The sequence below is a fragment of the Legionella qingyii genome (assembly GCF_003184185.1).
The window spans coordinates 96,113-121,532 of sequence record NZ_QHJG01000013.1 but is presented as its reverse complement, the minus strand read 5'-3'; the positions used below and the strand labels follow the sequence as shown (position 1 = coordinate 121,532).

Below are 25,420 nucleotides of genomic sequence, written 5' to 3'. Positions count from 1 at the left end.
AGCAAGTCCTGAATCTCTAGGGGTTTTCGGTCATCCTACAAAGGATAAACGACCTGGTTGCCCCCAACCTTTTTGTCTTCATTGGTCTGTTAACCGGTTACAAAATCCGTATCTTAATAATGCGAAACTATACAGACTTATGTACCTTTTCGTATGGCAAAGTGCAAATTAACCACGTGGAGGTCCTATACAACCAATACTAGTTCCACCAAACAACTGACTTCGTCACTGATTTTTAGGAGTACGTCACAACAATGAACTACTTTATCTTTTTCGTGTAGGTCTACATAAATTAAATGACAACGTTTAATACCTAGTACCATGGAATTGGCTATGCTTACCGGCAGTTCGACTAAAATCTGTATAATAAGACCATTACTGGAGATTACGTCCCCGTCCCCTCTACCATGCTTTAAGGTAACCGAAAAGTGTTGTTCTATTGTCGTTACTACCCGAACTCCAATAATTTTTCGTTAAATCAGGACTCAAATCTTTGTCTGAGCTACGTTAATAATTAAAACGAGGTAACCTACGACACTGTTAACCAAACCAACAACTATTCAAGTAATACCTCAACCTACTCGTTAATTCAGTATTCCCGCAATGAAAGTTGCAGCTATTTTACCGAGCACTCACCGAATAACTCGTACCAATACTGTTTCACTACCCCCGAGCAGGCTACCGAGCTAACTAAGTTCTTTTACATTTTTTTGGTGACCGACTACTCGAAAATAAGCCATTTAACTACGTACCACCTGTACAGTGGAATTTTCATTTTCTGCCATTCGACGTAAAACTGTCAGTACTAGTATCTCTCCCACAAAAAATTTACAGTAACTGACATTATTATTATTGATTTTTACTTCTCTCTTTATAATCTTCTACAGAGCTTAGGCATGCTAAACGGCTACTTCATCAGCATGACCTAAGCCCTTCATGGCTATTGTGTCATCGCTAACGGTTTCTTATGTGACTTGTGCAAAAGAGATGTCTGACCGGCCCAATACCACGGGTTTTTGTTTCTCGTAATAGTTTTCGATGTCCGCTAACCCATAATTTAGAACTACGACTACTCAGCCAGTCACTCCTTAACGTCGTTCTTTAGTAAAACCGGTACAGCAGCTTACGTCGGCTACGAAAGTCTTAGCGTTAAGTTTACATAAAGATATTAGTTGGGAATTTTATAAGAAGATCGGGATTTGCAGTGCAAGCAGAAAAATTTGCACGTTTGCGGATAAAGTCATTACTGTAACACGTACTTTTTTATCATGAAGGTCTCCCGTGTGCTTAACCCTTTTAGTTTTTACAATAATACGTAGTGAGTAAATTTCTACACTCAGTACAAAATATATTCTACTTATTTATAAGTAGAATGTCACGTTTCTGTATGTAGAACTTATTCTCTTCTAGGTCAAAATAATTTTGTTACCGTTCATGAAGTACCTACAAAAAGTCTACAATATAGAACGTTGCACCAAAAAACCTACCGTCTTATCCAAAAAATAAACGTCACAAATTACGTGTTCCATGAAAAATAGCGCCACAATTTGTTAACATAGTTCTGTCGTTATAGCTAGTTAACGGGTTTTCGTGTCTCCTTAATTAAACTCTGACTCGAACAATCTTCCTTATTTATTAAATGATTATGGTTACGACGAACAAAACGATCGCAAAAAATAGGGATATTCACAATCACAATTCAGTTAAAATCACCACTAATCGAATCACCGAGACCACGAACGAGGAATAATGTCTGTTATGAACATAATAAGAAAATTATGTAATACCCGAGCTCGACGGTAACCGAATAAAGAAAAACAGTAATAGCCAACGAAAACCAGCCTTCGTGGCAAGAGTAACGTTATGTTACAATAGCTATTTATAAGGTTCAATTAAAAAGACGGTCACGAACGACATCCGAAATAATTTGGGTTTTGTTCTTAGACCCAAAATTTATCGATATATGATTGGTACGATAACTGAACGCAAGAAAGTCACGACTTCCTGCTTGTCAATAATTACAAAGTAAGGTATCTAGGACGACTACATAAAATGTTAGTGTAATAATGACCCAAATACCATCGGAACCCACAAATAAAACGTCGTTAAAATGATAATGCGGGCTTATATTTATTTCCCAATGCTTAATAGATAAATTAATACCAACAAAACCCTTGTATAGTCTGTAAAAAAGAATTAGGACCCTCTTGTCCGATGTAATAGATGCCACAAAATTACAGAAATAACTAACACGATTTTGACGGAGAATTTTTTCGAAACTAGCCTTAACATCATAAATATCCTCGTTACTCAAATCGGATATGGGACTCAGGACACTACGTTTTACCTCAAGCATATTACTACCTACTATAATTCGAGAACGTTGCGTTAGTTCGTCTATGAAGAAACCCCAAATCTTAAGTCAAAGTAGTTATACGAGTTAGAAATAAACTTTTTGTAGGGGACTATCCTCATCCGTGTCCTCCAAAAGTTATGTCGAAACGAGTTCTCGTTGGATATGGACGGACCCCCTTCTTTGAATTACTTGGAGTACCAGTTATAACCAATTGCGAACGTCTTGACCCAAATTATCCCTAACAAGAAAAAGAAAAAAAATATCCGTGCAATAAACAATGACGGAAGTTCGAATTTCTTTACTTTGGTAAAGAAAACCCCAATAACCAAAGAAAAACACACAATAGAAAGAGGCTATGATATAAAACAATAAGTTGTTATCCAATGAATAATTAAGAAAAGTCACGGAACACAAAACCCCTCGATTAACTTGTTGTAGTTCTCAGTCATCGGGTTTTTCGTACTCATCACTTATTCGTAGTCGAGTCTATCTTGCCTATACAAAATTTATAGATTATTAACATGACCGGTATCTACCATTTTTACTACCTGACCAGGTAAAGGAACTGGTTGCGTTAAAAGAAAACGACGGACATACCGTAATTTATTTATAAAAAAACGTTATGACGTACGGCTTTGGTTCAGTTAAAAAACTCGATCCGTCCGACAATAACGACGTCTTTCCCATGTAGGTCAAGGCACCCATAAAAATCTTAATTAAGAACCCGAACGTTTGGTTACTCATAGAGGCAAACTAGGATAATTGTTTAGTAAACTAAGAAGACTCACGTTTTCTACAGGCGGAAACTCATTTTGCATAAATCCCGGTTCAAGTTCGTCGAAAACAGGTTGTATGTCGTAAAGAAAAAGTCTACTACGTCAACAAGGACATTTTCATCTACGAAGACCGTCTAATCCCCATTAGTGTCATCGTTCCCCGTATTCAACACAATAGTTACTTAGTTGTCGGAGCCCGTTATTATTACCCAGAGGTGAAAATCGTTGACAATGTCCCAGTTACTGTTGTCCTTATAGATACCGAAAAGAAAATTCTTTACTCCTTTGATTAAGTTACTAAAGTAATGACTTCTCGTATGGATAAAAATATGACAGACCAAATTACAGTAGTTTATATCGTAAATCAACTAGAAGATATCGAACGTTACCTTATCACATTGTCACAGAATGTGGTGTACATAAGACATGTCCATCACGGCATTCATGTCAGTAAGGTATCGTTGGATTTCGTCTTTTACAAAAATTCAGTCGAACTTAAGGACGAGGTGGACTCGGTAGTTTAGGACGATATCTATTCCGAAATATAGCGTATTGATTTAAGAGCATTAGCGAAAACTGTAACTTTAGGTCAGTCCTAGTTTATCTAATAATTATTTACAAAGAAACTTACACCGTCCGGGAAACTGAGCGAGCACTCGGTTAACGGGCGTATTCGGTTTTATCCGTCAACGAAGTTGACGTCGAACTTTTACTAACCTCACCGTGCGTTGTTTCCGTGATTCTTGTCGTCAGTAACATGTCGGGTAAGGTCACTAGTCACCGTACTCGAATCTCGGTTTACCGTCATATAAGAGCAGATGAGGTAATCATTATTTTAGGAGTCCTGGTGATTAATGTTGACAAAAAACACTAAAACGGTCGGATACGCGCGACAACTAACGAAATCAATGTCCTAGACTCGAAAGTTGAGGAAATCATGAAGGCACTCGTGGGCGATTACTTTACTAAAGTGACCGTAACGGAGACTACTGAACTCGTATTCTTTTATTGAGGTACCGACGTCTACAAGCTTCAAATGAACGAGGACGCGGTTGACCTAGTTCTTAATCACCAAAAGGATAGCTCAAACGATACAAACGACGTTTAGCTCGAGACAGGTATTTAGGTAGTAAGTTTCACGGATATAATTCTATATGACGGACTGAATATCTCTGGTTGAGAAGTTAAAGTAGAACTCTAAGTCTGTATTCACCGCGTCGTGGGTTTCGGTTTTCCGATAAGCGGTATTTTAGGTATCACTGCATTAATCAATCCGTTTCATAATTCCCAAAAACGGCAAAATCATCCCACTCCCACCTAACATAAGCCAGTTCGTATACGCAAGGACCGCTCGCTATGATGCGTCGTACTTTTATTCGACGCTTCATATATAGCCTTTGGATGGTTCGACGTTAAAAGAGAGGACCTGCATTTCTCGTGAGAAGACTTTAACTAGGTAGTAATGTATGTTGCTTAGGTCAATGCGACATCCATCTTTGTTGCGGCGGAAAGGTATTCGTCGTTGGTGCTTTATTAACATCTAGGTAATGCCGTACACCACACGTTATTGTTCATCTCATTTTTGGTAAAAATGTTTGTTCTGCTGGACGACTACTTAGTGTTATCGAGTGCGGCGGGTAAACTGATGTTGTTGGCCTTTATATGACTCTAACCCGCATACGACCACTTTATTCTTTTGAATTATATGGTTATGTCTTTTCTCAAAATTCACTGGCGTAGAACTAAAGAGCTTAATAAAAAGAAAAATCTTATCGTATCCCAGACAAATTTAAAGATGATAGAACGGGTTCGTCAGGACTAAAAGACGTTAAGCTTTAAGCTTTTAGCCCGTAACTCCATGTTCGCTCGTTTTACATTTGTTGGGGCTATAAAATATTTGGTAATCCAACGTGAACTTAACGAACATTGTTTAATCCTATTTCATGTTTATCTATTGAACATCGATTCGGTCGATTTTCCGGTTTATTTACACGAAGGGTCCTATGGGGAAATAGAGACCCTTTTTATGGTTTCTTTTATGGCCGTTTCATTATCTCTGATTACTGTGGGTCTTAATACCATCAATTACACGGCAAAACTATCTATAATGATTGATTTTTTGGGGTCATTGGTCACTATTCAGGCGATCGTGGATGTACGTTTGGTCCAAATCGCTTTGTGGTTTAGCGTTAAGGCGAATTTTCTCATTAGTATTGCCATTGCTGTTCTTTCATCAATTCGGGTAATTAATTATACTTTAATGAATTTTGATGGTTCCCTTAGCTCAATTTTTTATATACCAACTTTAAACTCACGTTTTCGCCTCGTTTATATTACGGTCCATTCGGTGCTTCTACGGAACCTTATTACGGGTCCTAATTCTAAAAAAATATCTGGACTGACTGTTTCTTCTTTTCGGTCCCTTAGTTATTTTATTAAAGGTCTTAACCTTATAATAAAAAACAAACCGAATATTAGGTTGAGTCTGATAATAAATTAAGAAGTTCGTGAAAAATGAGTACATAAACCCAATAAAGCGTTCAATTTAATGGAACACGGTTCGCATATAGCTAACATAGCGGTTATAAATGAACAACCGACCTTTTGTGATGAAATAAAAAAAAGCAACGTTATCGTATAGGAGATAGGTCACATCGGTTCCCCGATTGCCGTACGTTCCATCTATTAACACAAGAATTAACTATAACCTCAACCAACTAGAATAAAACGTAATCGACCTAATTAACACGACGCTAAAAAACATTTTCGTAAAGACAAACAAACTAAACACAAAACCCTAAAACCCGTAAGTTTACTAACCACGTGTCTACCTCGACTACACAAAAGACAAACTACTAGCTCATATACGGTCGTTAGTTAACAGCGAGGTTTATTAGCCAGCAAACGGTTATTGACCGTTAGCGAAAAACACCACTGCTATAAAACAGCTAATTCACGACATTAAATTGGACTATAAAAACGTTTTTAGCCACGTAACGAAGTCTGTTCGCTCTCTAGCTTACTAAATTATTAAATTTGTTGAGTAATGTCAGACCGCAGTGACGACAACGTCGCCGACATCCACAAAGGCGAGATATTAGTCGATGTTTCAGCCGTTAACATTTTAGACAAAGTACCGGGTGCGGCCTATGTTATCCTTAACTCGACAAACGTTATCAAGCACGGTTAACAAGTAGTAATTTGCGGGTATTCAGAAGTTACGAAGGTGGTGGAGCACGTTCGTCTTCGTGTAGTGTAGCAAAAAGACATAACCGTACAAAATTACGTAATTAGTTGACTTCACGTCGTGGCCGCGGAACTTGAAGTGAACCTATCTACTTCTGTAGTCGATTGCCTTTAGCAGCCCGGTCTCACCTATTATATAGCGCTTAGCGTCGAGGCCATCAACTTCACTATTGAGGTTACCGCGCTCCGTAACTACCTTACCCAGAAAAAAATTAACTTAGTTTATTTGGAAGCCTTCTTTCAAACAAAAAATTAAGAAGTTTTGCAACTATCTCCCGAGGGTTCGGCCGAAGCCATTAAACGAGGTGCTAATTAACTATTAGCGGGGCACGAAGTATGTCCGAATTGGAAGGTGATCGCTGATATACAACTGGCAGTTTGTTAAACAAACGTTCTGGTCACCGTACCGCCAAAAATTTCATTTGTGTTGCTTAAACCCGTAATAATAGAAAATTACATTTCATTTTTACAGGCCTCTGACCAAATGAGTTTAATCTCTCAAGAGGAAGTTGTACTTGACATGGATTAAGTAAAAGTTCTATCGAAAATTGAACAGCTAATTCAACCGACTGTCATTCTTAACATAAAGAAAAAAGGTGCTAGTTAAACACGCACGAGGTATTATTACTCTTTGTTCTATTTTAAAATTTGTACGTACCGAACGTCTCATGGTTTTAATTAATGAAGGTATATCATTACTTTCTTAAATTGAAGTAAAGTTGGATAGAACCGTTTGGAAGATTCTTATTCGATACTAGGAACGAAATTTTTAATTCTTATTTTTATTTTACTTGAGTAAGGTTTTATCTTTTAATTCTAAAAAGTCGAGTAAAAACAAAAACGAACATTGGTACTCATACCAACCAACACAGCTGAATAGTCCTCCATCCCGGAGACTCTTCTCTGGTTATGGCTTCTCGCGAGTTAGGCACTAAGAATTTTGTGTTTGAGTCTTTTTTCGCTTTTGTTGATGTTTCTGCCACTTTCACTCATTTAGGGTTGGAATAGTACCACTCCATGTATGGTACGACCCACCTGAACCCGAAAAATCGTGGCCCTACTCTTGTGATTCGCTATGACAATGACTTCTCACGTTACAGGGTCGTGGGTCACTATACACCATGTTGCGTCCATTACAATGAGCGAGTTATCGGTGAATGATAGTTTTTGTAGTTTACGTATCCGGATAATAAAATCACCCTGTAAGAAATCCCCGATTACTTGTTTAATTCCAACGAGCATTAGACCTATTTTACCCATAAGGACACCTAAACAACTAGTGACACCTACGACATAGAGTTTGATAACACGGAGGATTACACTTTGTACGCTACTTAAAAAAGTTCGGACCTATACATGGATACAAATCACCAAATTTCGAATCTCGTCACTTAGGTCTCGTTTGTGCATAACTGTTGTAATTGCACTGATGCAATTTTCCGTAGCTTCACTTAGTAAAATGATAACTATTTCTAGGGCAACATGTTCGTTACTATTACCTTCTTCATTTTTTCCACAACTCATTACGTTTAGTTCGTTTTCCCATTTCTCTCAACAGGAGCACAGACGTAGTAACCTCGTCCAGGCTCGCCAGAACGACGTTAATTTTTAAACGTTCTTCTCCCACATTGGCTATAGTGACATAAACTTTTTTTGTTAGTTTAGCCGCCATTGACCCATATACTGCTCTCCTTACTAGTAAGGTCACAAATACTTTGCTGAGTATAGTAATCAAGTTTCGCAACCAGCCTTAAGCTTCTAAAAGGATACGGCCGCGTAATAGGACTAATAGGTAGTGTATGAAACCAAAATCTAATAAAATTTTCGATGCGTTTGGTAAAACTAAATTGATTTATGTAAGCAAAATTGTGCTTACAAAACTTTCATCTTGTATGCCTAGACCCAGTTACCTTTCAGTAAAAACTTTTACTAGTTCCATGAGTACTTCTCAAAAAACTAATAGATAACCAGCGATTACCGGTAGTAACCCTAGGCAATTACGGTCTTATAGGTCCACTTAAAAGACCTGTCGACGAAGTGAGTGTAGTTATATTCTTTCGGAGACAAAAATTTCTAGTTGCACAAAACCAGCAACCACCGCCATTAAGACGAACACTATAACGACATCTTCATCGTGCGCAAAGAAGCTTTTACACATAGTCATACGCATCTCCGATAGTGTAAAAGGGATTTAAACATAAACCGTTTGGTTGTCTACTACGACATCGTTTTTACTCTACCTACGGAAGGACCGATTCTGTCTTCTGAAATTCAAAAAAACGCGCATAGAACGTCCCCGCTATACGATTTATATTTAATTACTTTGGTCTAACGCCAGGAGATCTTTAGGTAGGTTGTTAATTATGTCTCAACGAGATAAAATAAGCAGTACCTCTTCAAAAGGGAGCGGGTCCTTAATGAGTAAAGCTTCCTTTAGCTCAAGTAAAATGTTTACCATTAAGACTTCTCAAACTATGTCACTAAAAGCGGTGTCCAATATTTTATTCAAAAGGAAAGGAGCTATTTCTTTAACGACTGAAATCATTAAGTTGATTCTAAGGTGACATAGCATTTTACTACGTAGGCCTGAAACTATTAGAGATAAAATAACCAAACACAGTCGGAGTTCCTACATAAACCGGAGATCGACTAATAGTCAGTTTTTAGCGCCGTGCGTAATAATACCCTTGAAACTTCGCTGGACTATTTAACGTACTTTTTTGTGAAGTTCTTTACTTATTTGGAGTAATAGCTAAATTTAGGGTATATTCTGTACGACATCTTCACCTAATAGTATTCAAAGCGGCGCTTAATAACCTATACGACCTTCGAATTAACGTTTTAACATCGGACCCACTTCCGTTTCGGGGTTGGGCCCTTGAGACACGGGCTTATGGGTTCTAAAGCGTATAGGTCCAACTATGGTAACTTGCAAGTGGTTCTATACAATAGAGGTTATAAGTAATCCTATGCAGTCGGGTCTTGTTGAGTGCAGTTTGGACTCGGACTACATAGCAGTGAAGAATGGTAAATAACTGAGTAATTATACGTTCAACAAACATACATCACAGTAAGGGCGCTCCCGCCCTTAGATAGGTAGTTCAACCAAATAATGACACAAACACTCTACATAACCCTCACTCGCTAATTAAGGACCTAAGGACGGCAAATTAATCACGTGGGTAATTAAAGAGTTATAACCAATGTACACCCAAAAGGACCTCTTAGTACCGTAATCAAGCAAGAAGTGTTATAGGAAAATGAAGAAATAGGCCTTTTTATATTTTAAAGAAGACCAGATGAAGTACTTGTTATACAAGACGTTATAGATATCGCCCCGCACTTACACTATTTTCACTGAAATTACGAAGTACTTTTCTTCTTAAACGTGACCGACATACACTGTTGTCCCTACACAGACATTTCCTTCCTTTTTGTTGACTCTGTAGATGACCAAAAAAGTATGCGTGGTTTAGTTTTATATTACTAAGTCTGTTACGTTCATGTCGTACAAAACTGTACCTTATTCTTCACCAAACGCTTGGACATGTATTACGTATATTCGAGCGATATAACTATTATACACTTACTTTTCGAACAACTTTATTTTTGCCTTATTTTCGGACCTAGTATACTTAGTAAGGTATATTCAAGTGTAGGTAATGCGCAACCTATACAAGACTTCCGTTTAGGGTCTATCCGCGATTACTCGGATATTAAGGACGTAATAACATCTAGGTTAGTTAGGCAGGATTGAATAAGAGTTGGACAACACGGTTAACATGCTGCAGTAGTCGAACCCAATGTAGTGTCCGTTAACGGTTTTAAAAGAGGCCCTTCTCCCTGTTATTAGCAAGCCAAAGAACAAACTCAAATTACAGTAGAAATAGATGGTATTGATGTCATAACGGAACAACATTTAACTGAACCGAATTACGATTCGGTTAAGGTAAACGTCGTGGCCACTAATGTCGATGAAAGTAAAAAAAAGGAAAACGATATTAAAAATATTTAGTATGTTTGTATTCCCACAATAGAACTTTTTGCTGTTACTTTATGGTCTCGGAATACTCATAGGACTCCTAGGACTTCTTATAGGTTAACTTGGTCTCGGAATACTCGGCCTACTCGGACCTATAGGACTCGGACTTGGTAGTGTTGGTAGACTCGGTTTAACCCTCATCAACAAATTGTCCGCAATTGTTTTTACCACCTACGAAATATTAAGCCTAATTCCATATTCGGTATTGGGATTCGTAGGTCTAAAGGGCCCAAAACGAAGCATCGTGGGTCCCATGTCCCCCTATGAATAGGGTTCTAATTAAAGATAAATATTCGACGAGGTCTCGAAAGGGATATAGAAACCGGGAGTAATTTGAAAGAGGTTATTCTTTCCATAATTACGGTACTCTAACGTAGTTTAAATATAGACATGCACACAATTATGGTGAAAGTCACTATCATTAAAATAGAACTCCTTATATAACAAAATTAACCTATGACTCAACCTACAGACAGAATTTTCATACTTCTGATGCTAATAATTATGGATAATTCCCCCATCCATTCGCATTTCGCGCGAGGTCAAGGAGCACTGATACCGAAAGATGTTCATGACGGTTAAGGTCAAGCACGCGATTAACTATCTTTAGGCAATTGACTTGTAGTAGTTCATTACGTTGTTATTCATTCTATGTCAGACGTGGATTACGGTCCGAAAGTATTTAAACTATACCTAGTTCTTATTTTAGGAAAGCATTATGTCCATCCAACGTTACGCAAAAACGGTCTCGGTTTATTAGTCCTACTGGAACTTTTTTTAGTTACAGTCATTCGTGTCTTTCCGTTGCACGTGGTACAACACGTATCTAACAACGTTAAAGAAGATGTAATTTTAGGAGAGACTAATTAGGAAACGAACCGCTACGTGCGAATTAAAGGCGTTATTAACGGCCTAAAACAAGTGACAAGTCTCGTCGTTACTTTAGTGCAGCGAGGTACTCCCCGACAAGACGGTTATGCGAATTACCGAATAAAAAGAACCGTTCTCGCTGGAGAAGGACAAATGCAACCCGATATGCGACATTGTGTGATAAGTACTACGCTAAGAAATAAATTTCAAACTCAATCAACTGATTCAACTCATTTTGTAACCGACCGAAAAGGTGACAGATATTGCTAAAATCGAACGAGGTTACGTGCTTATTTGCTTTATGAAAGTACTCGCGTCATTTAACGACGCCGTCTTAAATTATTCTGGTATAGTGCTCGCCGAGGAACAAGAGGCCTCTTGTGGCGGACTTAGTAAAGATTTGAAACTCACCCCCTTAGTTGTTATTGAAGAAGATTTCTCACTACAAACTAGGGTATCAGAAGACCTAATTAATAGGTTACTAGCTTCCTAGGAAGAGCTATGAGTTATTGTAGACATCCACGCCGTTATGACTAAAGTAGATTAGGTAGAACTCTTGTATGATGATTTCGAGCAAGTGAAGGGTTCACTCGTTCTTGTCTTCGATTTCCAAAAACGGTTAGAAAACTTTTATGTGGTTGATGAACGAAAAAATGAGCTCGTCCTAACTAATTTCCCGGTTCATTCAACTTGTTCCAAGATTACGGATCAACAACAGCACGACGTGCACGTACAACGTACCGTCCCACCATCACTCCGCGTTTATTTTTACGGTCCGGTGTAACAAGCTATGTCCAGACATATACGACTAGCCTTTCCGAATTATATTTTGGACGAACAAGATTATTTAGTCGTGAAGGTGATGCTGATCTTTGTCTCGCTAATGGCACAAAACGTTGAACCTTAGGACGACGACGATGGTGTTTTGATGTACGACATCTTTGCAATTTACATAAAAACGGTAGAGGCGGACAGGGTTGCTATAGTTAATTCAACCTAGGATTTAGCTAACCTACCCGATTAAAGACGTATTGAAGACGACGTCGTTAATTGAGAAGTCATCAAAGTGGAAAGTACGCGTACTCACGATTTTTTCAGCGCTAAACATATAGTAATATAACCGGACTGTATGTGCGCACTTAGTGCCGAACGTAAACAAGTCCAAAATTTAAAAAAAAGCGCTAATTCACGAGTTTGTCTTGTAACCCAAAGTATAAAATTCTTTAAGAGATTATTAACGTCAGGTATAACCGAATTATAACGGAGACCCACCTTAACATCTGGTTTTTGTCCTATAACTGCTACACTATAACGGTATTAACATAGTAAACAGGTACGCAGTTAACGCTTCGTGAGACCTTCCGAAACAAAAAGTTGGTAGTTTCTTACTATTGCTCAACGAAACTTTACTAAGCCCTACGAAAATTTTTAAGAAACAACTAATACAAGATATCAACTACAAGAAGGTACGTAATAAAGACTCCGCCCATAATAAGCTGGCGGTTTTTGAACTCGTTACGAAACTACAGGTTCTGTTTATGGATTTTATCCTTATCATCTTATTTTTCATACATAACGAAGGTACCTTTATGGACGTAGTAAACCTCGAAAACCCGGACCACTCTACTGGTTCATAACTCCTGGATCAAAAAAATAGACCGAATATGACTAAACTAGTACCCATATTTGATTATGAAGAACTAACTCCGTAACCTTTATAACGTGATCCAACATCCACTTACTTAGTATTAATAGTTATTACTCGTCGTACAATTTAGTTTTATAACCAACCACTGCAGCGAACCCACGTTTTGCATTGGGACCCAAATGGCTTATATGTAAGGACCCGAGGCGACGCGACATGAGTCCCATGAATAAATATTCCACTTTAGGAGCGGATTTATTTGCCGGGATTGAACAACCAACCGGTCATATTAGAGTCCCCAAGGAAGTGTGTTATAAAAAGGAACCGACTGCTATATTCGAGCGAGTGTTTATAGGTCCCAAAGAGACTGTAATACTAGGCACTAATTTTGCGGTTATGGAAATAATGTATTTACAACTTACTAAAAAAACTATAGTTATTGGCTTTATCCCAGCTGAGGTCGTTTTCCAAGTAGTTCTTCTTACTTCCTTCCGAGTTATCGATTCCGAGAGCGTTAAAGTTGTGCAGCAGAAAGAGGAGGTCTATTCCTGTATGGTTCTGAAAATACGTCTACACATTATACTTTGAGAACTTCGTCTTCTAGATCGAAAAGAAGAGCTCGGACGAGCAAATTTAGTCCAGATTCGAGGTTTTATCGGTACTACAAAAGACGTTGTCAGTCAAATGCTTTCTGTCTTCGGAGAACCCCTTCCATCGATTAAGGGTCTGCGCGAGAAACTACGTACCGTGAATCACAATATAGAACCAATCTATCTTCTTAAACTGGAAGTAGCGTCCTAACGTTTGGTTGATAGTATATTTTTGTGCAACAAAATGGGCGAGGTAATCCCGGATTGTTTGGTTGCGTGAGCGGTAAAAAATATACCTATGACTACGGCAATTGGTGCCAAGCGCTAAATTTACTAAAAAAATCTAAAGCGCGAAGGTCATATGAGTACTACCAAAGAAAAGACCCACTATTTATTATTGTTAAGAAACCGACAGTAATGGCACTCTGTCTTGTACAACAAAGAGTCATAGTATTGAATAAAAACGTCGTCTTTTTCTCAAAAAAGGAACAAGATGAGCTCGTAAGGGATAATTGAGTTAATTTACCGCATTACCTATTATAGCTTACTATAGACGTATTCGTACATGCCCTCCAAAAAATCCTAGGCAATAACAGGTTATCACGCGGACAAAAAGAAATCAAGGTAACCGATACCGTTGTTGATCAACTAAAAAAAGTAAAGGATATCAGTGGCGAAATCTCCGAACATCTAAACAACAAGGAACGTGGTTAAGTTGTAACGGTTATATCTAAGGAAATACGAGAACAACCGAATTTAGTCGACTCAGACGGTAATGTACGTAATGAAAAAGAAATAGAAGACGATCCCGTTTACGTCTTCTTCACTTGTTCTTTTTTTCTTCGTTTGACATCAATTGGTAAGCGACCTTGTATTGAAGGAGAACGAACCACGTTATTGAGATGAGAAAAAAGTAGCTCCATTCGTAAGTAAGGCCATCTGACTTGTTGCAATGGACCAACAAGCATACAATGCTCGTTTAGTCTTGAACGGGAGAAAAGAAATCCCTTCATCTAATGAAGAAGACAAAAATTTCATGAAAGAACGCAAGGAAAAAAAACTGCGTGTTGTTGTAACGGTCATTTGCACTAAACAAATGGTGGAAGTTTACTAAACCGGAACTCACTCGACTATAGGGTCCCTCCGACAAGAAGAACCGAATGTTATTATACACCTAAAACATTATTTATCTGTAATGGAAAAACTTATACGACGTACTTACCTCTCCATTCGTGTAACCGTTCACAGGGAACAACTAATATGACTGCATGACATTGCAATCTTTATCATTACAGATGACTTAATCGGTCCCAAAGTGATAGGTTCGCTTAAGAATAACGTCTCACCGACATTATGGTAGGACTTGTGCGGTCCTATTAGTTTCATTTTTTGTCGGTATGCTTAACAAAACAGCGTAAGTAATAAAATCTATTGGACGATATCGACTTAGGTAGAATAAGACACGTAATTCTTATTCCAGTGTATTGAGTGCATGGCGAGGTGCCGGAGGTCTGTCACAACAGACGGTGTACCGTTAAAGAAATTAAACTACATGTCGTAACCGTTGCCGTTGTGATTCTGGTTGAACGGCGTATTAACCTCGTAGGCCGTGTAGTAGTGGTTATATTCGTTTCACAAGTAGGACCTCTAAATCAAATGAAAATTCAACGAACATTCAGAGAACGAATAGATTAACTAGAAATATCATTACTTATTATGGATTAACAACGTAAGATACTAGATGATGACGTAATGCGCTTGGTCATTATTGCCGCTGGAGTTAAGGACGTCAGTATTCATTAAAATTTGGGTGAGGCAGTACTTATACCTTACAAAAGTCAAGTAATTTCACCAATAGCTATATATTCTCTGGTAGTCATTCTTGCGGTAGATTCAGTGTCTACTCCGTAAATTACAAGAACCGAGCGAGTTAATTAAATAAGTAAATCTTTTGTGGGCGAAAATTATTTAGTACTTCTACTTCTTGTCGATATCCGGCAAATAGAAGGAGTTGCTGCTAATTACTTCACTATGACACAAAAACGTATTATCAGTTTCGAAGTCGGCGTTCGTAAGGGTACCCTTAGCATGCCCGTAGCGCTCAGTACTGAAGAAAATAACCGCAGCATAATTATAGTATAACCGCACAATCTCACGCAGCTTACAGTGGTAGACATATCTGGGGTTGTTCTACGGGAAACAATAATTACTGCGTTCAGTATGGGTTAAAAAATAGTCAATGAAGTTAATCGCGAAGTGACTGACAACGTAAAAGTACTTATTCGCCATCGACACGAGGAACCACTGTCTCAAGCAGTTATGCGTCGTTTTCAGCAAACGGATTTCTCGGAGGTCCTACACTATTTCGTTTCAGAAGGAGTAATTTTGGAGCGCGAACGTTTTCACGTTAACGATCACGTAGCGGGTATTGATTCCGATGCCATCATGACCAACAACCCCGTTCCGGTTCTCCCGTCCGAAGAACGAACTATGATTGTAGGTTCAATTGTAGCCGACGAAAACGATTTCAGCTGAGTCTTAAAGGTCAATCCCATTAGTTTCCTTGAAGGTCAGAAAAATCGTTTCCTTCATTACACTGATTGAGATTACATAATGGACTCACTCTTTACCGTTAATGCTATAGAACCGCCCATTAGTAAGGGTCTAGGGGCACTGAACGAAGCGGGCCCACGTATTTTTTGCTTCCCGAAGGACATGAACTATCTCAACGGCGCTAAAATAAGCGATATACTGGCCTAAAAGGGTATGGTCATTGATGCTAGGCGGGCAATGTCCTCTCGTTATCAAGTGTCCGAAAAAGTTTGGCCGATAGTTAAGCGACCCAATTAAGTTTCTGTCGAACACGAAGTCAAAGTTATTGTCGTTCAGGTTCACATGTTTTTAAGTATCCGATAAACTACAAAAAATGAATAAAAGGTAAGATTGTTTTTTTGTAAACTTATTTATCCTAATTTAGCGAGTTAAAAAAATGCCAGGTCATATTTAATAGTCCTATGAGGTTTTACAATTAAAATCAAACAACGAAAAAAACGAGTCCTACGAAAAATTTATAAGCGTTTTTTGAACCGATAATAAGTAGGAATTTTTCATAGGACTCGCTTTTTTAGTTCGGGGGATTTTTGGATCGTAAAACCTCTCATAGAACCCATATGAAGATGAAAACCGATATTGGCCTTTTGTCTCGTACGGACTTTTAACCCAACTTTATTTTTTAAATTAGAAGTGAGCGCTCTCGGCAACGTATAAGTTACCATAACTATACGACCAAGTCGCACCGTTTTAATGGCGTTAATACCCCGGTTCACCAAGACCTTTTTGATGAAATAACGTCAATTAACCACGAGTCGATTCTGGACTGTCACCGACATAAGTTCAGTTACCAGTTCTGTATGTAGTTAATAGAGCGTTCCGAAACATACTCCGATCCGCTTTGTACCCGAACGAAAAAGTCTCAAGACGAAATAAATGGGTAGATAGTCACAAACTATTACACCGAAAAGGAAATGCCCTCGTATGAGTTAATTTACTCAGGTACAACGCACTGTAGCATAACTACTTCGATCTTCGGCATCCCAACGCTCCCCGGCGATGAAACTACGGACGAGTTAACAGTCCACCATACCGGTCTGCTCAACGAAATCGTGCGTGGTATCGAAACCTAGGACTTGAATACTACATACTACTTGGTAAATGGCCTGTTCTGGGATAAAGAAATCCACAAAACCAAGCAAACTAGTTTTCCAACTTACTCAACAACGTATGTTGGTGTTAATAACAGAGGGTGCTGCAACTTCTTTGAACAAGATATCGTCTAATATAAATAGATTAGAGACCACCTTTTTAGTATCCGGTTCCTTGAGGCTTACTTGAGTAAGTTAGTAGACTCGGAGTCTAGTCTGTTAAATACGTACCTCTTCGCCTACCCCAACAAGGAAAAGTAATAGGACGGTCTCGCATATATCTCCTCGATAATCTACGAACTCAAGTAGTGTGCATACCCATTAGCATCAAGTGCCCAAAATGTTTTAAACCCTTTGAGTCCGAATAAAGACAAAAAATACAACAAGTCTGCGGGCCCATAAAGTTTTGAAACCGGAAACAACGCAATAGTTTAGGTAAAACAACCACAAAACAGCACGAACTAATAACAACAAAGACGAAATAAATAACCTTACCAACACCCCGAAGTCCCAATATTATGCAACGTTTTTAAACCGCGAAGTTCGGTCAACCCAGTCAATAATCGGAATTCATAGAGTTCTCTTGAACCTGGTCATTAATCACGAAACAACAAACGACCTGCACGTCCAAGTCGAAATTGACGGCTTTAACCAAACTACTTTCGTTGTCTTGTTAATAGTTCATACCTATACTACCCTCAACTAGGAAATCCTTCTCAATAAATAGGAGCAAAATATCGCCCAAAATAATGTAATGGAGAAAACCGTAACTAAAAAAGACGACAACGATAAAAACCACCAATAAAATAACCACAAGTGACCAATCCACAACTACGTCCTTCAAAGACCAGGTTATACGTTCGTCGACACCTAAAGGCTTAGCTGCATGAGTCACCATAGTAATTTTCAAACCAAAAACGAAAACAACATTGGACCTAAAGACATAAGGTCCCAAAACTTACACACGGATGACGTCTTCCATAATCAGTTCGCTGCTGATTTTGTCATCAAATAAGTAGCGAACGACATAATCCTGAACTAAAAAACAACTGGCGTTACTACTAACCTCTAACCATTTACTCATTCGTTGCAATGCATCTAAAATCACAACCGGATAAATACAACGAACCATATAACCGAAACGACCAGTACTGTTACTTTCATTCATTAAAAAGATCAAAACCTAGAGTACTGTCAATACTACATTGCCGACTAAAATGGCTATAACCACCGAATTTTCACGCCCGTGGACAATGACATCGTCCTCAATTCTAACCTCTTCATTGGGTATAGCTCAATGTCGGTCCTCTCGAATTACGTTTCCATTGATACGCAAACGCTTCACTATTTTTTTATGGCATACTGCTACGAAGGCGTGCGTAAAACTGACTTCCCAACGAACCAAGGTTAATATAATCATAACAAGGTCCGAAACTCCTACTTCCCCTATTTCTTGTAGGAATAAACGTTTTACCTCTGCACTAACCTTTCTGAGTTCTCCGTTAATAAGATCTTTTAAATTAACCAGTTGATGATAAATTGTAATTTTTTATTCCAGTCTTGTACTCTTATTATTTTTGTTAAAATAATCAACGGTCACACTAAAATAGAGGCTATTACTTACGTAGTGTTTTAAGAGGATAAGGCTACAATCTCGTTTGACGGTTGTTGTAGTAACGATGAGATTTCCTTTTATTCCTGTTGAACTTTTCGTTAGGCTTATAATAAATAGTGCGACATCTTTGTTTAAACGAAGGATAACAACTACAGCGTCCATACAGTGCAAGACAAAACCCTTCTGTTCGAACCTGGTTCCGTTGCTTAAGCGTTTCTCGCGTTAAAAGATTTCGCAAATGCGCGAACCATTAAGCATGAATAAGGTCAGGAAACAGTGTTATGTGATTACTTTCGTATGTTAAAAATGGAAATTCTCCGAGAAACTTGAGAGCTAAAAACGCACAATTGTCATAATAATAAGCACGACTTCCAGTTTTATAAGGTAACAGAATATCAGAACAACGATTTTTACCAGTCACCTTCTAGATACTAGAATCACAACTTCCCCAATCGGACAACGTTTCAAAGGCAAGCGTCAAACGACGGCGTAATGTTTTAAGGTCATAACTGCTTCAGTAGTTCAATTACCTAGTTTTTGTTGAATTTTCCTGAAGGATTAACACTCATCACGATTAAAATTTGGACCACAACTAGACTGTAAATTCAGTCATCAACAGCACGCTCGGTTCGAGATAGTCCGAAACTACCTTCTATTTTCACTGGCTAAATCAAACCTAGATTCACTACATTTCGTAACACTATCACGACCAAATCGTAACGAATAGCTTCGATCTTTTAATACATTTTTTTTGTTATTCAAAAAACTTTAATATCCATACGGATGGCTTTGAGTTAGAAATCATCTCAAAACGCCACACTTCCCGTAAAACCTCCGACACATTATAAACTAACAAGATTATCCTTACGGATGAAAAATTTCTCGCCAATGAAAAAATCCTAATATTTAACATCGGACCCACTGCCACACTCGGTCTCGGGCCCAAAAGAAAAAATAAACCTTATTGTCTTATAACCTACTACGTAAACAAAGTAGAGTCTATCGAAACAACAGTTTTCAACATAAATAAAGTTAAACACTCGATTAAAATTACTATTCATTACTTCTTTAGCTTGTTTTTAAATTTCGGTAGCTACTACAAAGAATGTAGTTTCACCTCCCCCTACCAATAGTTATGGTCTATTGATATCAGTCACTACAAAAAAATTTATTTTGTTTCCAGCGGTCTGTCGTCACCCAAATACGCGTTAACTTTCTTAACTAATGGTGGCCGTCCGAAGTACGCTAATCGTACTTCTGCACCTGTTTTCTTCTTACCCCCTACGTTGTACCTATTTAATAATTATTTACCACCATTCCGTGATTTACCGCTTCATCAATAAAGCCCTCGTTTTTTACGACGAAATGGATAATACCGTCGTTCGAATGAACGTTCTCTAGTACAGTGGTAAAGGTTACAAGGAGTAGACTTTCTGTAGTGATGGTACTACCTCAACGAACCAGTTAATCCGCGAGTTAATTAACAACTACTTTTTTACTTACAGGTTCAACTACGGTTAGTTCACTTACTCAAACAACGAGGAATACTAAACCAATTTTGGTACGCCCGAAGCTAAAATCACAACCCCGGAAATGAACGAGCTAAACCATTTCGTCTACACAGAAATGGGCCTCCAACACGATAACCTTGTTCTGGACAGCTAAACGTAAATTTTCGTAACTTTTGATACCCGCGACTATAATGGCACTTTTTACCAATATAGTTACGAGCAACAGCTGCTCCAGCGAACGTTCCGTTTGCAAATTACAAACTATGTCAGTGACAATGTCCATGACTTTTGTATGAATACCGTCGTTGGGACCGACTTCCTTGTTGTTAATAGTTTTTACGACGAGCACTCGGACTTCACCAACTAAATCGATTAAAAGATTAAGTTTACCCACGTTTTTAAAGACCACGTCCTTGGAGTTATTAGCTTTAACTTCCACAACTCAGAGAAAGACCTCCGTGGATAAGTCATTACAGACTGGCCTAACTCCGTCCTTGAATAAACCGACGTCCTCGAGACTGGGCTCCTGTACAATGACATTTTGCTCAAGCAGGACTATGCAATAATAGCGTTAATACATTTAAACTTCTTCGACCGCGTCTCAATTGGTATCCACTCCTAACCCATTCAGAATTGTACGTATTGGTTGCAGGTGTTCGTCATTTATAAAGATGGCGTGGCATAGGACGAAAACGTTGTCTGTACGTTCGAGTTAAATACCGTTACTTGAGTCAACGCCTCCCAAGGAGATGATATCAACTTTGCTATAAACTTTTAGCAAAATACGTGCATGTTCTTAATGTTGCGTACCCGCGCGTCTAAGTTGAATTACCTTTATGACGTTATTAATTACCTCAACTTGCTAATTGGCCTCGTGGGCATTACCGTTGACTAAATGCACGAAGTCGGTCAAACTAAAACCGACCTAATCAACGACTACCACTTTGATGACAACTCGCATAGATAGTACATCTATCTCCAATGCTCGCATATCTTCTTTTTAATAGAAATAATCCGCGACTGTAGTTCTCTCAAAGTCTGGCCACTAATGATTTCTCCTTAATAGGAATATGGACGTGGTTGATAACTCGACACTTGCTATATCACTAATACGAGGGTTACCTTACGTTCAACTTCCATTTCTCGTTTAAGCGGCTTAAACATGACGTCACTGGCGAAGACTACTCCGCTAGTGACTCCGTTAACGTACCCCACGTCTACGAAACAATCAAGTAGTACCAATGAAAACCGCGCCACTTCGTGGTTACCAATATCCCTACTTCGCAGTTGCTTAAATATTTAATAACACATTACTTAATTTAGATAAGCGTATAGTAGAAGGAAACCTAACGGTATGACTAGACCCTTTATTACGGACAAATCGGTTTAATAAACTTCACCTGAAACAAGTATGCGTGGCCCGTCCTCCATGACTATTAGACTACACCAGTCCTTTCAATCGAGTTTGTTACTTCGTTCATCTCAAATGACTTATAAATTGTTTTTTCAATGCTGCTTGGGGTAACAAGTAACGTCCATCACTTTTTCGCTAGTGTGTATAACGAACCACATCACCCCCTCGTGTCCTAAAATAGCTTCTACGTAAGGCAAATCCGCACCTACGAATATAGTCGCCCCTTTATAGACTTGCTTGAATAATAGTTCGTTTTCTTAATCCATAAGTAATAATAAGGACACCGGTAGTACGATGACTTGCAATACCTTAAGTCCGAAATCCATTAGTAGAACGAAGAGTCAAACTCGATCTCGTAAATAAATAACTATCACTTTTAGGATATATTCGATTAAGGAAGTCGAACTAGTAGTATTTATCGGTTATAAACTTTTACTTAACTGAATCTACACGATGTAAATTATTTAGTTATCACTAAATGGTATACAATGAGAACATGGTCATTCGCAGTATCCGATTGTACTAAATTATTAGCGATTTCCTAACAAAATTACTCGTTAAAAGCAATGAAATACAAAAATCAAAAAAATAAAACAAGGAAAAGCTCAGTAAGTTTACGATTACTTTTCGTGTTATTTCGAAAAGCTTTAAAAACCGTAGGATGAATAGATCCCCTCGCAGACCTAATAACATGACACCTACCATTCCTTACACCGTTTTAGCATCGCCTAGCAATAACGGTTTACGATCCAATGCTAATAAGCTCGCTATTACTTTAACGGATGTTATATCCTAATTGTGTAATGGATAGTTGGTCAAGTTTGACGTTTCCGACCGCGACATTACCAAAATACTGGTATCAAACACGATGACCTAATAGAGTATGGGGAGGTTTTGGAATAGTAATAGCCCTTTTCTCAAAACGACGGGGAGCGAAATTACTAATAGCACACCTAACCACGATACTGGTTTTCGTTCCAACGCCAAGTGCACGTCGTTTAAGGAAAACGTCAGCATACCCTATATATGTGCGGTTCGTAAAACACTTTCTTTGGGTTCATTCACGGTGATTTTGTTAGCCATCGGTTCTCAATACGAAACCCTTAGTCACGTTACGCAAATTTAATTAGCACACAATAGCTATCACTCAATAACTTTAGAAAGGAGCGAAAACCTCCTTTCTTACTATTACGTTCATATATTTTGAATTCCTATTCAAATACTCATAATTACTGTTTCAAAAATAGTAACTATTATTACTTTCAGCACCGTTGTGCAACGCATGGTATGAACTAAAATAACCACTTAGATGACTTCAGTTATTCATATCGCTCACCTTTCACCGACTATAACTCGGATTACAATATGAAGACCCTCGTTCACTTCGTTATGTCCTCTGTTAGTTACTCGACCTACGAAACCATTTGTTTAAAGGGTTACAAGGTCAATAAGAGCATCCGGTTTTTAATTTATTATGAGTTACGGAGAATGCGTTACAACAACGAACAGTTTGCAAGGGTAAATGAATACGGGTTTATTACCTTAGGAACGTAGTTACGGTTTAACGATTCCTTCGTCAGTTTAGATAATAATCGTCGTTAGTATTTTTAGGAAATAATGCGTCGGAACACCCCTTATCACAGTCATAAGCATTACAAGCGTCTAATTATCTCGTTCATAGACTATGACTTCGTTCACAAGATTAAGATCCCCTTAGACCATGTCCATTTCTCCAACATCGTGCATTATAAGTAAGAGACAGAAGTGCTCGATGATTCGGAAAATAAGGATAATTGACACCACGGTAAGGGCCTCTCGACGAACTCTCACTTAATAAACCAGTACTCTTCCCGCGTAAATGACCGCGCTAATGGAGTGCGGTTCCTGCTAAACTTAATCGTTTACCGCCATGAAATAAAGAACTACTCTATCCACTATACGGCAATGGGTACGTTCAGTTTAATAATGCCCATAATGTTCTCGCAACAAAACTCGCTCATCCAAGATTATTTTCATAACTACACTTACATTCCTAATAACGACGGTGAGTATCTTTAAACCTCCTTCGCTAATTTCTTCCCTTCAAGTCTCTCCTAAATAAAATGTCCGAATTGCATAAAGGGTATCTTTACGGAGGAGAGTCCCTTGCTCGTCTCCTGTAAGGTAATAATAAATTACTCAACTAGAGAGCGTAGCTTTCACTTTTGTCTGGATCGCATGCGAATTACGGCCTACGATACCGATGCAATTCAGTCATATCGACCGGTCCATTATAATCTCTCAATCGATTAAATCAGCTCGCTAATTGATAAGACATAGGGTTTCCTTAAAACTCACTTTTTCTAAATGGTGTTTTCTAAGCTCCACTTATATTCGGAGGCGTATGTCTTAGTCTATGTAGCTCAAGACTTGCTCTTCGAAATAATCTTCGCTACTCAGTCCTCGTCGAAAGACCATGTCTCCCATATCTGGATTTTCTTGTAAACCATTTTTGACTCAATCGGGAATAATCAGTTCGTAATGTACTCAGTCTAACCCATCAACGTGTACGACGTTCAATAAACTTATACTCCGCGTGGTGAAACCATCTTTTTTACGCATTTATACCAGAATGGGCAGGGCTTGCTCAAACTTCGCAAAGAACTCAATCGATAAACCGTTCCACACAGTCTATTAAGTGTATATAATACATTCAGGGCCCAAAGCGATGCGAAGTGGGTCCGATGTAACATTAGTCAATTTGATGAATGACAAAGCACAGTAGCCAAAAGCCAAGAAGACCACCAAGTTGACCAACGCACCTAAGTAATCTACGCGAAAGAAGTTGCCAAAAAAATCCGAATCGGAGAAATTGTCCGAGATGTAAACAACAAACGAGACAAAAAAGGCAAAGGAGACGAACAACCCGAGATAAAAGAAATATCCTGACTTGCTAAAGTGGTTGTGAAAAAAACTATAGACATATATTGAACGAACAGTAACTTCGATTGAGAAACTCTAGACCGTCAAAACAAAATTTCAGTGAGTATCGAGTGAGGTAATACATTAGATTTAATTAATATATGGTAATAGAGTTTAAGTCGACAACTAAGTCATAAAACTTATAATTTCGAAAAATAATAAGTAGGAATATTAAGTTGACGACTTAAATTAACCAATTGGGGTCCCAACGTATTTGGAGTAACGACCAAATTCGTTAAATAATCGATCTCATCGAAACCCACCGTGTCAATCAAACTTACGAAATTTCAAACGTTAAAAAAGATAGTCTATCAGTAGTGAACACGTATTAAATAGCTGCTCTACGTCTCGTTTCCGTAGAAACCGATTGGTTACAAGAGGACATCTTTGAAATAGATATAGGTCAACAAGCGCTACAAGTCGATGTATTAAAGATTTTCGTCGTACTTAAAAAAGGTCTAGAAGGACTCGGAAAAAGAACGGAAAAAGTCATAAGAGTGGATCGTTACAATTTCAAGCAAATATGAGAGGCCGTCAATTGTTAAGGTGCAGTTATAGCACAAAAAATTCGGTCGCTACCTTTAATCCCTAAACCCGATGATGTGGATATCTCGGTTATTAGCGTTTTCCACGACGTTACTAGACTAAGCGTTGTGTCCTGTAATCTATTGGCGGTGACCGCCGGTAAAATAG

Annotated in this window: 5 protein-coding genes; 1 reads left to right on the top strand and 4 read right to left on the bottom strand. The window is 38.3% G+C overall.

What is annotated here, in order from left to right; all coding sequences use genetic code 11:
* Nucleotides 1-13,160: 13,160 nt before the first annotated feature.
* Entirely contained in the window at nucleotides 13,161-13,523 is a 363-nt protein-coding gene (locus tag DGG96_RS09425) for a hypothetical protein (RefSeq protein WP_133249331.1), read from the top strand.
* An 814-nt stretch (nucleotides 13,524-14,337) separates the two neighbouring features.
* Here the strand turns inward: DGG96_RS09425 and DGG96_RS20825 are convergent.
* The 4 genes from DGG96_RS20825 to DGG96_RS09400 form a co-directional block, all read right to left on the bottom strand.
* Nucleotides 14,338-14,493: a hypothetical protein gene (locus tag DGG96_RS20825; RefSeq protein WP_165831598.1), complete on the bottom strand. Its 156-nt coding sequence runs from the start codon at nucleotides 14,491-14,493 to the stop codon at nucleotides 14,338-14,340.
* Between the two features lie 3,406 nt (nucleotides 14,494-17,899).
* Nucleotides 17,900-18,124, bottom strand: a complete 225-nt coding sequence (locus DGG96_RS09410; protein ID WP_110142470.1) for a hypothetical protein — start codon at nucleotides 18,122-18,124, stop codon at nucleotides 17,900-17,902.
* Between the two features lie 60 nt (nucleotides 18,125-18,184).
* The gene (locus DGG96_RS09405; protein ID WP_110142469.1) at nucleotides 18,185-18,394 is read right to left on the bottom strand and encodes a hypothetical protein; all 210 of its coding nucleotides are present in this window, start codon (nucleotides 18,392-18,394) and stop codon (nucleotides 18,185-18,187) included.
* Between the two features lie 2,049 nt (nucleotides 18,395-20,443).
* Nucleotides 20,444-20,791, bottom strand: a complete 348-nt coding sequence (locus tag DGG96_RS09400; RefSeq protein ID WP_110142468.1) for a hypothetical protein — start codon at nucleotides 20,789-20,791, stop codon at nucleotides 20,444-20,446.
* Nucleotides 20,792-25,420: the final 4,629 nt, after the last annotated feature.